The organism is Cohnella hashimotonis (assembly GCF_030014955.1).
In the GTDB taxonomy this organism is placed as follows: Bacteria; Bacillota; Bacilli; order Paenibacillales; family Paenibacillaceae; genus Cohnella; species Cohnella hashimotonis.
In genome coordinates this window covers 1,635,477-1,648,444 of the sequence record NZ_JAGRPV010000001.1, presented here as the reverse complement: position 1 = coordinate 1,648,444, position 12,968 = coordinate 1,635,477, and the positions used below count along the sequence as shown (strand labels likewise).

Here is a 12,968-nt window from a genome sequence, read left to right as displayed (position 1 = left end):
GGTGTTAGTGTCTTTTGGCGCTTATCGGCACAGTCCTGCGTGTAGCGGAGGTGGCGTTAGTGTCTTTGGGCGCTTATCCGCACAGTCCCGCGTGGAGCGGAGGTGGTGTTAGTGTCTTTTGGCGCTTATCGGCACAGTCCCGCGTGTAGCGGAGGTGGCGTTAGTGTCTTTGGGCGCTTATCGGCACACAGTTGCGCGGTTTCCGTGTTACTCAGCTACTTGATGGCGGATTCGGCGGAATTGCACGGTTTTTCCGTGTTACTCAGCTACCGGGTAGCGGTTTCGGCGGAGTTGCGCGGTTTTTCCGTGTTACTCAGCTACCGGGTAGCGGTTTCGGCGGAATTGCGCGGTTTTTCCGTGTTACTCAGCTACTTGATGGCGGTTTCGGCGGAGTTGCGCAACAATGCCGCGAAAAGTCGCCATCTATTTAACCTTCGCTGTACCCTCGCCGAGCAGGCGCTCGACGGAGGCCGTAAGCGCAGCCGAGGGCAGGACGCGGTAAGAATCGTTCAACGCCAGCGATTTGCGCTCGCGCTCGTAGAACAATACAGTCTGCAGCGGCCCTTTGTGCCTGGCAAGCAGCGCCTGCAGATCCTTGAGCACGGACGGCGCCTCGTGACCGGCGTCGATCCGGACGTAGAAGCGCTGGGCGCTCGCTCCCGCTTCGCCGCTGCCTGCCCGGGCCTTGTCCGGCGACGCTGCCGGCTTGACGACCGACGTCGTCCGGCGCGCGCCCTCCGCTGCAGCCGGCTTGGCTTCGGACCGGTCGGCGCCGCGGCCCGCATCGGCACCCGGGCGGGTCCCGCCGCTGCGATAGCCGCCGGGACCGCCTCTGCGCATGCGGGCCGCTTCGCGCCTTAGCGTATCCGCAGCCAGCGGCACGATCTCGTCCGCCAGCAGCTTGAAGTCCTCGTCGCCCTGCTGGAGCTTGGCCCGTACGAGCAGGAGCGCGCCTTTTCCCGCGAAGGCCGATGCCGACTTCCAGACGGACGGGAACACCACGAGCTCCGCGCCCATGATCCGATCCTCGAGTTCGAGAAAGGCCATTGCCTGGCCGCTCTTGGCCACGATCGGCTTGAGCGAGACGACCATGCCCGCCGTGACGACCTGTGCGCCGTCCTCCGCCTCGGCCAGATCGGCGAGCCGGTCCAGGCCCGCTTCCTGCCACAGCCCGTCGAACGCGTCCAGCGGATGGCCGGACAAATACAATCCGAGGAGCTCGCGCTCGAGCTCCAGCGTCTGGCTCTGCGTGTAAGGAGCGACCTCCGGCAGGTCCACCTCCCAATTCGGGGCGTCGCCGAGGTCGAACAGCTCGAGCTGCAGCTCCTCCTTTTCCTTGCGCCAGATCGCCGCGGCCTCGACGGACTCGTCGAGCGCGGCGAGCAGCTGCGCCCGGTGGCCGGGCAGCGCGTCGAGCGCGCCGCACAGCAGCAGAGACTCGAGCACGCGCTTGTTGCAAGCGCGCGGATCGACGCGTCTGCACAGATCGGACAGGCTCTCGAACGGCCTGTCGGTCCGCTCCTTCATGATGCTCTCGATGGCCTGGGTGCCGACGTTTTTGACGGCGGCAAGCCCGAAGCGGATGGCATTGAAGGAGCGAGCGGGATCACCGGACACTGCAAACGTACGAGCGGGATCGCCGGACACTGCAAACGCGCGAGCAGGATCGTCTGACGCGGCGCCGTGTCCCCGAGTCTCCTCTTGCTCGGACGCGGCAGCCGTGCAAACGGGCGTAAAAAGCACCCGGCTCTCGTTCACGTCCGGCGGCAGCACGGGAATGCCCATGCGGCGGCATTCGTCGACGTACTCTGCCGTTTTGCGCTGGTTGCCGATGATCGAAGTAAGCATGGACGCCATGAACGGAACCGGATAGTGCGCCTTCAGGTACGCTGTCTGGAAAGCGAGCACGCCGTAGGCGGCAGCATGCGCCCGCGGAAATCCGTAGTCCGCGAAGCGCAGGATCATATCGTATACCCGGTTCGCTTCTTCGTCCGTATACCCCTGCCCCTGGCTGCCCTTCACAAAGTGTGCGCGCTGCTCGTCGAGAATCTCCCGTTTCTTTTTGCCGACCGCCCTCCGCAGCAGATCCGCCTCGCCCAGCGAGAACCCTGCCATCCGGGACGCGATCTGCATGATCTGCTCCTGATAGACGATGATGCCGTGCGTATCCCGCAGGATCGGCTCCAGGTCCGGATGCGGATATTCGGCTGCGATCTCCCCGTGCATCGTCTTGATGAACTGCGGGATGAAGTCCATCGGTCCCGGCCGATACAGTGCCACGACGGACACGATGTCCTCGAACGACTTGGGCTTCATGTCGCGCAGCACCCGCCGCACCCCGGCGGACTCCATCTGGAAGACGCCCGTCGTGTCGCCGCGTCCGAGCAGCTCGTACGTAGCCGGGTCGTCGTACGGAATCTCCTCCCACCGCAGCGCATGGCCCGTCGACTCGAGCACGCTCTGCATCGCTCGTTCGATGATCGACAAATTGCGCAGGCCGAGAAAATCCATCTTGAGCAAGCCGACCGCCTCGAGGTGCTCCATCGAATATTGCGTCAGCGGCACGCCCTCCGCCCCCTCCTGCAGGGGGACGTAATCCGTGAGCGGCTCGGACGAGATCACGACACCGGCCGCGTGCGTCGACGCGTGCCGGGGCATGCCCTCCGCGCGCCGCGCCATCGCGATCAGGTCCGCGATCGGTCCGCCCTTCTCCGTCAGAGCTCGAAAGTCCGGGTTGTCCTTCGCTGCCCGCTCGATGGACATGCCGGGCATGCCGGGAATGAGCTTGGCGGCCCGGTCCACGTCCCCGTAAGGCAGATTGAGGACGCGGCCCACGTCGCGCACCGCGGCGCGCGCGGCGAGCGTGCCGAACGTGATGATCTGCGCGACGTGGCCTCTGCCGTACTTGGCCGCGACATAGCGGATGACCTCGTCCCGCCGTTCGTCGCTGAAGTCGACGTCGATATCGGGCATGCTCACGCGCTCCGGGTTCAGAAAACGCTCGAACAGCAGCTTGTGCTTGAGCGGATCGACGTCCGTGATGCGCAGGCTGTAAGCGACGATGCTGCCCGCCGACGAGCCCCGCCCCGGCCCGACGGCGATTCCTTGCTCGCGCGCGTAGCGGATGAAGTCCCAGACGATCAGGAAGTAATTGCTGAAGCCCATCCTGGCGATGACGTCGAGCTCGTAACGCAGCCGCGCCTCTGCCTCGGAGGCAACGGTCTCCGCCGCAGCCGCGTCGTCCGTAGCGCCGTTGGCCCCTACGTACGCCCCGCCCGCGCCTGCCGATGCCGCCGTTTCGCCGTACCGTTTCCGCAGACCTGCCAGGCATAGCTCGGCCAGATAAGTCTCCGCCGTCATCCCTTCGGGTATCGGCGAGAACTTCGGCAAGATATGCGCGCCAAGATCGATCTCCAGCTCGCAGCGATCCGCGATCAGCGCCGTGTTGGTCACCGCCTCGGGCCGGTGGCGGAACAGCGCGGACATCTCCTCGCCGGTCTTCATGTACAGCTGCGACGTGCCGATCCGGAACCGGTCCTGGTCATCCACTGTCTTGCCGGTTCCGATGCAGATGAGCACGTCCTGAAGGACGTGATCCTCTTCGTTCAAATAATGCGAGTCGTTGGTCGCTGCGAGCGGTATGCCCAGCTCGTCGGACAGCTTCAGCACGCCTGTCGTAATCCGCTTCTGATCGGTCAGGCCGTGGTCCTGGATCTCGAGGAAATAGTCCTCGCCGAACAGCTCCCGATAGCGCAGCGCCGTCTCCCGCGCCTCGGCGTCCCGCCCCTGCAGCAGATGCTGGGACAGCTCGCTGCTCATGCAGCCGCTCAGGCAGACGAGCCCCTCGGCATGCCCGGACAGCGCTTCGAAGTCGATGCGAGGGCGGTAGTGAAAGCCTTCGAGGTGTCCGATCGAGCTTAGCTTCATCAGATTGCGGTAGCCGACCGCGTTTTTGGCGAGCAGCGTGAGATGATAGATCGGCTGGTCGCGGCGCGAGGCCTTCTCCAGCCGGGATCCGGCGGCGACGTACGCCTCCATGCCGATAATCGGCTTGATCCCGCGTTCCCGGCAAGCCTTGTAAAAAGGAATCGCCCCGTACATGACGCCGTGATCGGTCAGCGCCAGCGCCTTCATGCCGAGCTGCGCCGCCTTTGCGGTCATGTCCTTGATGCGCGAAGCCCCGTCCAGCAGACTGTATTCGCTATGGTTATGAAGATGGACGAATCCGCACATCGCCATGCCTCCCCGTGTTCCCGTTTTTGTTCCCATTAATCGAATTGTATCATATCGGCGCGGGCACGTCCCATACATATAAGCATAGGAGGGGATGGACATGAACCGCGTATACGCGCATGCGGTGCTCGACTTCTGTATCGCCTTCGGCGTGGTGCTCGGCGGAGCGATGCTGGCAGGCATGGCGGCGCTGTTCCTCTGGCGTCCGCCGGCAGAGACGGTGCTCGAGATCGCGAGCCGGATCAAGATCTGGGCGGTCGTCGTCGCCGTAGGGGGCTCGATCGATCCCATCCGCGTGATCGAAGCGAATGTGATGGAAGGGTATTTGTCGCCGGCCGTTCAGCAGATCGGCTACATCGTCTGCGCTTTCCTGGGCGCCCATCTGGCGACGGAGCTGGTGCAATGGATGTGCAGAAATCCGGGGTGAGACGTATGAGAGTACCCGTTTTTGCGAAATACGGGCGAGGGATGCAGGCCGCGGCCTTTTTTCTATGCGGCATGATCGTGGGCGCGGCGGTCTACAGCGCGATCGTGCTCGATCAGACGAACAGGATCGTCCTGAACAATTACGAGCTCAAGGAGCAGGCGGAACTGGCGGAGCAGCAGGCACGGCAAAAGGAGAAGCCGGAAGCCGGCGAAACGATCATCTCGAGCATCGTCCTGTACGTCAACGAGGCGCCCGGCCGGGAGCCCCTCGACGCCGTGACGGAAAGCGCGCTCAAGGAGCGGCTCATGACGAGCCTGAAGCGGAGCTTCATGGGGAGAAAAATCTACGATATCGGCTCCGACGCCGCACTCGCCCGCAGCCTATTGGACGGCGCCGTATATCCGGATATCGAAAAAAAAGATTACGCTGTGCATATCCGCACGGCGCTGGCGGCGGACGGACGGCTGACGATATGGGCGGAAGCGGCGCCGCTGCTCAGAAGGTGAGCGCAAGCGCCATTCAATCGGAATAGGGAATATGGTACAATGAGGGACAATTCGCCATTTGAAGGAGCTGCCCCCTTTGTCCAATCTTGAAGCGATCCTGTCCTGGATCTTCGGCATCGCCATTCTCGTCTCGCTGATCTTGTCGGTCGGCTTCAGCTTCCGGTCGCGGCGCAGCGCCGATCCGACGCAGCGCGGTCTGATGACCGCCCGCATGAACATCTGCCTCGGCATCATGCTGATCGCGCTGGCGCTGCTGCAGATGTTCATTTACAGCGGCTCGACGCTCCGCGTTATCGTCGGTTCCGCCTTCCTCGTGCTCGGCATCTTTAACCTGTTCGCCGGCATGCGCAATCACGCCTTCTTCACGAAGCGTCGATCGTCTGCGCAGTGATCATCGCCTTGGCCATGACCTCCCCGTCGGCGAGCGACGCGGTGACCTCCAGCTTAAGATGGCGCCGGCTCGCCTCGATGAGATGCGGCCGGATCAAGAGCTGCGCGTCGATCGGGATCGTCCTCAGATAATACACCGTCATATTCTCGACGATATGCTCATGCCGGCCGAGCTCCGCCGCCATCCTGGCGACGGCTTGCTGCATGAGCATGGTCAGCACGCCCTCGGACAGCGTGCCGAGCGCCCCCGACATCTGGGGCGTCACGAGGCCCGTGAACGACTGGCGGCCTTCGGTGTCGCGCACCTCGGCGAAGCCCGCCCACACGAGCGCGTCGAACGTCTCGCCAAGCTGCTCGGGACGGTTAGCGAACTGCATCGCCCGCAGCAGCTCGGCCCGGCTGACCGCGCCCGCAAGCTTGCGCTGGCGGTCGACGACGGGCAGCAGCTCGATGCCCTCGGACACCATCCGGTGTGCCGCCGACGCGATCGGCGTGTTCATTGTGACCGTCATCGGCCTGCGCGTCATGAGCTTGTCCACCGATTGATCCGGGGGCCGGCCGACGACGTCCTTGGACGTCACCATGCCGACGACGCGGTTCCACTCGTCGACGACCGGGAAGCGCGAGTACCCCGTCTCCGCGCTCGTCTTGAGGAAGTCCGCCACCGTCGCGGATTGCTTGATGGAGCCGACCTTGGCCGTCGGCTCGACCAGATCCGCGATCATCATGATCTTGCGCTTGATGAGCCGGTCGTACATCGCCCGGTTGATCATCGACGCGACAGTAAATGTATCGTGCTTGCAGGTCAAAATCGGGAGCTGGCGGTCGTCCGCCAGCTCCTTCACGTCTTCGCTCGTCCCGAAGCCCCCCGTGACGAGTACGCCGGCCCCATGCGCCAGCGCGATGCGGTGAGCGCCTTCGCGATTGCCGACGATAAGCAGGCTCCCCGCGTCGATATAGCCCGTCATTTCGTCCAGTTCCATCGCGCCGATGACCAGCTTGTGCAGCGTCTTGTCGAGACCCTCGCCGCCGCCGAGCAGACTGCCCTGCACGATCTCCAGCACCTCGGCGAACGTCAGCTGCTCGGGATGGCTGCGCCGCTTCCGGCCCACGCGGACCGTCCCGATCCTCTCTTTCGTGCTGACGTACCCCGCCAGTCCCGCTTCCTTGAGCGCCCGGTAGGCCGTTCCCTCCGATACTTCCCTGTCCTTTGCCATCTGCCGCACGGAAATGCGCGTGCCGATCGGCAGGTCTCTTATGTATTCGAGCAGCTGCTCGTGCTTGGTTAATTCTTCTCCGGCATTGTCGTTGCCCGCCATTTTCGACGCCTCTCTTTATCGATTCGTATCGAACGCAGTGGGCAAAATCGGCAAAACGATTTAAAGTATAAACATACACTGCCCTCGCCCTCAATGTAGCATAGAGAATGCAGCCTAGTCGAGCCGCGCTTAAAAGGAGAACGTCATCATGCAAGATCTGGCATCGTTTGCCCGGCAAGACCTGCTCATCTCCATTCCGCAATCGTTCACGCTTCTGTGGCTCTCCTTTGCGGTGCTTGGACTGCGGCCTGCAGGCCGCTGGCGGCGCATCTTCGCGCTCGCGGCACTTCAATCGATCTATACGGATCTTTTATTCCCCGTCCTGACGATGCCCGTCCACATGTTGAATTCCATAGCCGCTACGACCCTGCTGCTCTTCGTTCTGTTCAGAAATATCGGCGCCAAAAAAAAGCTGATGATTGTTCTGCTCTCCTATGTCATCAGCGCCCTGAGCGATTTGACCGTGCTCTACCTCCAAGGCGTGATTTACGGGAATACGGAAGGCTTCTCGGCAAAGGAAAACTTCCTGGAGTTCATCGTTTGCTTGTATCCGGCGCTGTTCGTCCAATGGACGATCGCGGCGGCCGTCGGACCGCTGGCCGTCCGCTGGTACGCCGGTCTGCGCGCGGCAGGCGGCTACATTCGCCGCAACGGGCTGGTCCGCGTGCTCGTCTGTCTGCTGCTCCAGCTTCTCGCCGGCACAACCGCGCTTCTGTTCCGCGTCGCGCCGGGCGCAAACGCGCATTACGCCGTTTTCGATTGCCTGTTTTACGCGACCGTGCTGCTGACCTTGCCGACCATCTTCTATGTCGTTCGTCTGATCGACCGCACGCAGAAGGATACCGTGCTGTCCACGCAAGAGCACTATATCGAACAGATCAGCGGCATGTTCACCTCCATCAGGGGGCAGCGCCACGACTTTCTCAACCACATCCAGGTCATGCATACGATGCTGAAGCTCGGCAAGATCCAAGAGCTGAAAGCCTTCATGTCGGATATCGTGAAAGAGACGCATGAGGTCGGCGACATCGTTCATCACGATATCCCCGCCGTCGCCGCGCTGCTCCAAGCGAAGACAGCCGTCGCGCTAGGCCTCGGGATTGACTTTTCCAGCGAATTCGCCGGTCGGTGGAACCCGCAATCCCCGGTCAAGGTCATCGACATCGTGAAGATCGCCGGCAATCTGATTGACAATGCCTTTGACGAGGTTGTGAAAATGCCGCCAAGCGAGCGCCGCGTACGAGCGGGCTTCCGACTGTATGACGGTTATCTCGAGTTGACCGTGTCCAATCCTGGCCCGCCGATCAGCGAAGCGGCGCGCGCGCGGCTGTTCGAGCCGGGATTTTCGACCAAACCGGGGAGCAATCGGGGGCTCGGACTGCCGATCGTGCGGGAGCGTGTCGCTCACTACGCCGGCACGCTGACGGTCCATTCGGACGAGAAGCGGGGCACCGTATTCCAGGTCCGGCTGCCGCAAAAAGCCGCCCAGCTATCCTGAGCGGCTCCGGCTTGCCATTTGCGATCGCGTATATCCGGCTTATACCGCATTAGAAAAGCAGCAGCCAGCATATGGAAAACAGAACGACATAGCTGGCGACGGACATGAGCACCGCGGCGAAGTTGTCCTTGCGGTCCACCTCGTGCAGCTCCAATGCATGGATGACCAAGGTGAGCAGGCTGAGCAGCAGCAGGCCGCCCGTCAGCGCCAACGACAGCTTGACCGACAGAAACGCTGCCAGCGCGGAGACGATGTAGCCCGCCCCGAACATCAGCTGCGAGCTTCCTTGATACGTGACGATCTCGATCCAGGAGCGCTTGCGGCGGCCGAGTCGGTTCCCCACTGCGGATAGAGATGCCGTTACGGCCAATAAAGACAGCAGGCCAAGCAGCAGCAGCTTGAACGCCAGCCCCGAGCTGAAGAGCCGGCTCACGAAGAGGACCGAAAAAAACGACATCGCATGCTCGATCCGGTTTTGAACCGCCAGCACCCAAACATAAAATCCGGCGACGGACACCGCAGCTCCGATCAAGCCGAGCGGCAAATCCTCGGCGCCGCGCAGCGCGAGCGCGGCCGACGGATTGCGCAGCAGCGCCAGCAGCAAACGGGGATTCGCGGAAAAACGCTCCCGGCTCATTTTCGACAACCCCCTCGACATTTTACGCTGCAAAAGCGTACTATTCCCCTCTTTCGACGCCGATCGCCCGATTCCTTCCATTAAATAAGTTAGTCATGCGCCTGCGAGCTGGCAAGGGCGTGCGACAGAGGCCGAGAAGCGCCGGGCGGAGGCTCCTGATCGAACAGGTCCCATTATCAGCAAAAAGAGGCTCCGGACAGAGCCTCCTAGCGGAACTCGCCGCAGCCGGACGAGCCATTGTCGTGACGGCCTCTCAGGAAGACCACGACAGCCTGCAGCCGCTCCATCACGCCTGAAGCTGCTTCAACTGGTAAAATTCGCCGCCCTTTGCCATCAGCTCGTCGTAGGTGCCGATCTCTGCCACCTGTCCGCGCTTCATGACAACGATGCGGTCGGCGTCCCGGATCGTGGACAATCGGTGCGCCACGATAAACGTCGTGCGATTTTGAATCAGCTTCTGCATCGCCTGCTGCACGTAGTACTCGGATTCATTGTCGAGCGCGGAGGTCGCCTCGTCCAGGAGGATGATCTTCGGATCGCGCACGAGCGCGCGCGCGATGGCGATCCGCTGACGCTGGCCGCCCGACAGCTTGCCGCCATGCTCGCCGACCGCGGTGTCGAGGCCCTGCGGCAGCTGCGCGATTACATCCTGCAAATAGGTCATCCGGATAACTTCGTCGAGCCGCTCCTCGCTGACCGAGGGGAGCCCGTACGTGATGTTCTCGCGTATCGTCCCGGAGAACAGCACCGTGCTCTGATGGACGACCGCGATCCGGGACCGGTAGGACGTCATGTCGAGCTCGTCCATCGGCACGCCGTCGATCGCGACTTCGCCGAACGTCGGCCTGCTGAAGCCGATCGCCAGGTTGAGCACCGTCGACTTGCCGGCGCCCGAGGCGCCGACGAGCGCGATGCATTCGCCGGCCTTGACCTGCAGATCAAAGCCATTTAGCACGTGCCGATCCGAGTTGGGGTAGCCAAAGTTTACGTTTCGGAAATCGAATTCGCCTCTGACTTCTTCCAGCTTGCGATGGCCGCGATACTCCTCCGTGTCCTGCGAGAGCAGAATCTCCGTGACGGAATAGATCGATTCGAAGCCCTTGGCAATGTTGGGGTAAATGTTGATCAGCTGCGTGATCGCGCCGAGAATCATGGCGAAGTACGACTGATACAGCACGATGTCGCCGACCGGGATTTCTCCGCGGAACGCGAGCAGCACGGTGAACGCCAGACACAGCACCTGGAACGTCTGGAACGTTACCCAGGCGGCCGAGCCGAAGTAGGCTTCCACGATGTCGAGCTTGTACCCTTTGGTGCGCAGCTTGCTAAGCGTACTGTCGATTTTGTTGATCTCCGTCTCCTGCAGGCCGTGCGCCCGCGTGACCGGCATCATGCCGACCATTTCCGACACCTGACCCGACATCGACTCGATCTGCTTGCGGAAGTCGCTGTTCGTGCGCTGTATTTTTTTGCGGAAAAACGTCACCATCGCGACGCCCGCCGGAATCGTCAGCAGGAAGAACAGCATGACCGTCCAGCTCTTCCCCGCCGTGATGACGACCGCCACGACGACGCTGACGATCGCGGGCAGCACCGACAGCATCATCTGCCGCGACAAAAACTCGATCGCTTCGACGTCGCGAAGCACCTTCGACTGCAGCCTGCCCGCGGCCAGCTCGCCGTGCGCGGACATCGACAGCCGCTGCAGCTTGCGGACGAGCGTGCTTCGCAGGCTGGCTTCGACGTAGCGGATGGCCTTGCTCATATAGCTGATATGGAGCACCTGAGTAGGTACGTTTTGTACGATAACGACGAACAGAATGCCGATATTCCACCATAACGAGCTCGTGCTGTATTTATCCGGCTTGGTTGCCATGTTGATCAGGTTGGCGGTGATGATCGGGAGCACATAGACCGGCGAGTGCTTGATCAGAAAATAAAAGGCCGACCATAACAGCTTGATCCAGTGGTCTTTATATAGTAGATACAAAATTCTCGAAGGGCGCCGATCCGTCAACGCTTCGTTTTCGAATAGATGCTCCAGTCCGTACGAGGTCGGCTCCGACTTCGGGACCGCGGCGGTATTCATCGCGAACACTCCTTTAGAACAAGCTGTTAACGCGTGTTCACAGATTGATTAACTTCCTCATTCTCAAGCATTCGGAACGATATGTAAACCTGAACAAAACGATAAAAACGAGAGCTTAGCGCGCAATTGACGGGATAAGTCGCCGTAATGCCGCAGCAACCCCAGGATTGCGCGCGATTATGCGGAATTGAAGCGATTTCCCTCAAAAATCGACAAGAAGAGCGCTTAGCCGATGCCAAGCGCCCTCAGCATGAGCAGCAAATTGTTCACGTACAAGGAAGGCGCGAACCGCTGCGTCACGTAGTGCCTGCCGATCGTTCTCATCTGCTCTCGGAACGCGCCGTCGAGGAGCAGGGCTTCGCCCAGGTCGGCGGCGATGCCGATGCCGTGCTGCGGATACAGTAAACCGGTCAGGCTATGCTCGATGAACGCCCTGACGCCGTCGGAATCCGCCGCGACGACGGGACAACGGCATAGCAATGCTTCACCGACCGCATATCCGAATCCTTCGGCAATGGAGGTCGACGCGAGAAAGCCGCCCGAATCGCCGATGATGGACAAATAGTCGGACATGACAAGGTTCGGGACGTTATAGTGGCGTACGACGCGATCCGAGAGCCCGAGCGCGGCGAGCTGGCCCTTGAACGCGGCTTCATCGTCCGGCTGGTTCAGCGTCGGATCCTCGAACATCCACAGATGCACGTCGTGTCCCCGTCGGAGCAGCTCCGCGCCGATTTGCAGATACGCCCGCCAATTTTTGTTGGGCTCGATCCGGCCGATCCAGCCGATGATCGGGTGCGGATGAATCGGGACCGGATGGTATCCGAACCGCTCCGTGTCGAGCAGGTTGTCGAAGGAAAACTGGGCAATGTCGCTGAACATGCCCTGGAACAGCTCGTGCAAATGCGAGGTCCGCGGATAGAGGACGGCGCTCGCGAAGCTGCGAATAAACGGCGCGGCCCCGAGCAGCGTCTCGCGCGCCTGCTCCTTGGAGCCGAGACCCTGCGTTTCGTATATGAGCGGCTTTGCGAACCCCAATCGGCGGAAGCGCGCAAGCGTCAGCGCGTCGGTGGAAACGAAAATCGCGTCGTAGCCGCCGTTAATTATCAGATGCTTGATTTCGGAATCGTCGTTCGTAATGATTGTCGGGATGCCCGTCGTGTTGTTGCCCAGTCCTTCGCCGCTCCAAAAATACAAAAGGTGGCAATCGACGCCATGGCGGCGGAGATGCTCGGCCCTCAAGCGGTTTAACGTCTCCATGCCGCCGCTCGGCAAATAATAGGCGAATAGAAGCCTCAAACGCACCGGCCCCCCCGTTCAGATCGCGAATATCCTTCTTTCTTAACGTATTCGGTTGGAGGCTAAACCGTATGGACCGGTGCGGGGTCAAGTGAAATTAGCACCCTTCCCCGTTTTTTCGCAAACCAAAAACCTTCTTTCCTCCGCCTAAAGCGGTGAAAAGAAGGCCGGTCCGCGTCCGGATCGCTCCGGATCAGATTTTCAATTCCCCGAGCTTAATCAGCTCAACGACCGCTTGCGAACGACCCTTGACGTTCAGCTTTTGCATGACGTTCGAAATATGATTTCGAACCGTCTTCTCGCTAATGAACAGCTGTTGGGCAATGTCACGGGTCGTCTTGTCCTGTACCAATAGCTCGAACACTTCGCGTTCCCGATTGGTAAGAAGGAATTTGTTCTTGTGGTCGCTGCTTCTCAACGTATGTCACCCCTCCTTGCCCGGGATTCAGATGCTTGCAGGGTGAAGGGTACAGTCGATCTATCATATGAAGCGTACCATTGGCTGGTGCGGTGAGTGCGTAAATTGGGCGCAACACTGCGGGAAACGATTGAAGTCCATGCAAACAGCCT

10 protein-coding genes are annotated in these 12,968 nt (G+C 61.2%); 4 read left to right on the top strand and 6 right to left on the bottom strand.

The annotated features are described in order from the left end of the window. Positions 1-423: 423 nt before the first annotated feature. Positions 424-4,233: a DNA polymerase III subunit alpha gene (locus KB449_RS06340; protein WP_282907570.1), complete on the bottom strand. Its 3,810-nt coding sequence runs from the start codon at positions 4,231-4,233 to the stop codon at positions 424-426. 100 nt (positions 4,234-4,333) lie between these two features. Here KB449_RS06340 and KB449_RS06335 point away from each other — a divergent pair, with 100 nt between their 5' ends. The 3 genes from KB449_RS06335 (at position 4,334) to KB449_RS06325 (ending at position 5,557) form a co-directional block, all read left to right on the top strand. Further along, positions 4,334-4,660, top strand: a complete 327-nt coding sequence (locus KB449_RS06335; protein ID WP_090109936.1) for a YtrH family sporulation protein — start codon at positions 4,334-4,336, stop codon at positions 4,658-4,660. 5 nt (positions 4,661-4,665) lie between these two features. Next, positions 4,666-5,166: a sporulation membrane protein YtrI gene (locus KB449_RS06330; protein WP_282907569.1), complete on the top strand. Its 501-nt coding sequence runs from the start codon at positions 4,666-4,668 to the stop codon at positions 5,164-5,166. A 76-nt stretch (positions 5,167-5,242) separates the two neighbouring features. Further along, on the top strand, positions 5,243-5,557 hold the full coding sequence (locus KB449_RS06325) for a YtpI family protein (protein WP_282907568.1): 315 nt from the start codon (positions 5,243-5,245) through the stop codon (positions 5,555-5,557). On the opposite strand, the gene KB449_RS06320 is transcribed toward KB449_RS06325, so the two are convergent. After that, complete coding sequence (locus KB449_RS06320) at positions 5,529-6,875, bottom strand: DRTGG domain-containing protein (RefSeq protein WP_282907567.1); 1,347 nt, start codon at positions 6,873-6,875, stop codon at positions 5,529-5,531. The two genes, KB449_RS06325 and KB449_RS06320, sit on opposite strands and share 29 nt — an antisense overlap. A 148-nt stretch (positions 6,876-7,023) precedes the next feature. On the opposite strand from KB449_RS06320, the gene KB449_RS06315 reads away from it, so the two are divergent. Then, positions 7,024-8,373, top strand: coding sequence for a sensor histidine kinase (locus KB449_RS06315; RefSeq protein ID WP_282907566.1), 1,350 nt, complete (start codon positions 7,024-7,026; stop codon positions 8,371-8,373). Between the two features lie 49 nt (positions 8,374-8,422). Here the strand turns inward: KB449_RS06315 and KB449_RS06310 are convergent, their stop codons facing one another. From KB449_RS06310 to KB449_RS06295, 4 genes are all read right to left on the bottom strand, one after another. Continuing rightward, positions 8,423-9,010, bottom strand: coding sequence for a hypothetical protein (locus KB449_RS06310; RefSeq protein ID WP_282907565.1), 588 nt, complete (start codon positions 9,008-9,010; stop codon positions 8,423-8,425). A gap of 286 nt (positions 9,011-9,296) precedes the next feature. After that, positions 9,297-11,099, bottom strand: a complete 1,803-nt coding sequence (locus KB449_RS06305) for an ABC transporter ATP-binding protein (protein ID WP_282907564.1) — start codon at positions 11,097-11,099, stop codon at positions 9,297-9,299. A 225-nt stretch (positions 11,100-11,324) separates the two neighbouring features. After that, positions 11,325-12,398: a glycosyltransferase family 4 protein gene (locus KB449_RS06300; RefSeq protein WP_282907563.1), complete on the bottom strand. Its 1,074-nt coding sequence runs from the start codon at positions 12,396-12,398 to the stop codon at positions 11,325-11,327. 193 nt (positions 12,399-12,591) lie between these two features. Next, positions 12,592-12,816, bottom strand: coding sequence for a helix-turn-helix domain-containing protein (locus tag KB449_RS06295; protein ID WP_271750335.1), 225 nt, complete (start codon positions 12,814-12,816; stop codon positions 12,592-12,594). Positions 12,817-12,968: the final 152 nt, after the last annotated feature.

Excerpts from the sequence above, each read along its gene's own strand:
- KB449_RS06340 (WP_282907570.1), bottom strand. The coding sequence starts at position 4,233 with ATGTGCGGATTCGTCCATCTTCATAACCATAGCGAATACAGTCTGCTG.
- KB449_RS06310 (WP_282907565.1), bottom strand. The coding sequence starts at position 9,010 with ATGAGCCGGGAGCGTTTTTCCGCGAATCCCCGTTTGCTGCTGGCGCTG.
- KB449_RS06330 (WP_282907569.1), top strand. The coding sequence starts at position 4,666 with ATGAGAGTACCCGTTTTTGCGAAATACGGGCGAGGGATGCAGGCCGCG.
- KB449_RS06305 (WP_282907564.1), bottom strand. The coding sequence starts at position 11,099 with ATGAATACCGCCGCGGTCCCGAAGTCGGAGCCGACCTCGTACGGACTG.
- KB449_RS06315 (WP_282907566.1), top strand. The coding sequence starts at position 7,024 with ATGCAAGATCTGGCATCGTTTGCCCGGCAAGACCTGCTCATCTCCATT.
- KB449_RS06335 (WP_090109936.1), top strand. The coding sequence starts at position 4,334 with ATGAACCGCGTATACGCGCATGCGGTGCTCGACTTCTGTATCGCCTTC.
- KB449_RS06320 (WP_282907567.1), bottom strand. The coding sequence starts at position 6,875 with ATGGCGGGCAACGACAATGCCGGAGAAGAATTAACCAAGCACGAGCAG.